2 tRNA genes are annotated in these 409 nt (G+C 49.6%); both read right to left on the reverse strand.

The features are described 5' to 3' along the window. Positions 1-138: 138 nt before the first annotated feature. Positions 139-214: transfer RNA gene (locus ABGI61_RS16760), tRNA-Thr, on the reverse strand. A 12-nt stretch (positions 215-226) separates the two neighbouring features. Then, positions 227-301, reverse strand: a tRNA-Gly gene (locus ABGI61_RS16765). Between the last annotated feature and the right edge of the window lie 108 nt (positions 302-409).

The following is a 409-nucleotide window of genomic DNA, read 5'->3' on the forward strand; positions in this document are numbered from 1 at the left end:
TCAACGTGACCGATGGTGCCTACGTTTACGTGCGGTTTTACTCGTTCAAATTTAGCCTTAGCCATGGATAGACCCTTTTTAACAAAACGGCGGTTATTTAATAAGATTTTTGTTTGGATAGCAAGAGAGGAGTCAAGATGGTGCTGATACCCAGAATCGAACTGGGGACCTCATCCTTACCAAGGATGCGCTCTACCGCCTGAGCTATATCAGCAACGTTTTTGATTGGAGCGGGCAGCGGGAATCGAACCCGCATCTTCAGCTTGGAAGGCTGAGGTAATAGCCATTATACGATGCCCGCGGCCTACTCGTAGCTATTCTTCCTGACGAAGATGGTGGAGGGGGAAGGATTCGAACCTTCGAAGGCAGTGCCGGCAGATTTACAGTCTGATCCCTTTGGCCACTCGGG

The sequence above is a fragment of the Rheinheimera fenheensis genome (genome assembly GCF_039871805.1).
Taxonomy (GTDB): Bacteria; Pseudomonadota; Gammaproteobacteria; order Enterobacterales; family Alteromonadaceae; genus Alishewanella; species Alishewanella fenheensis.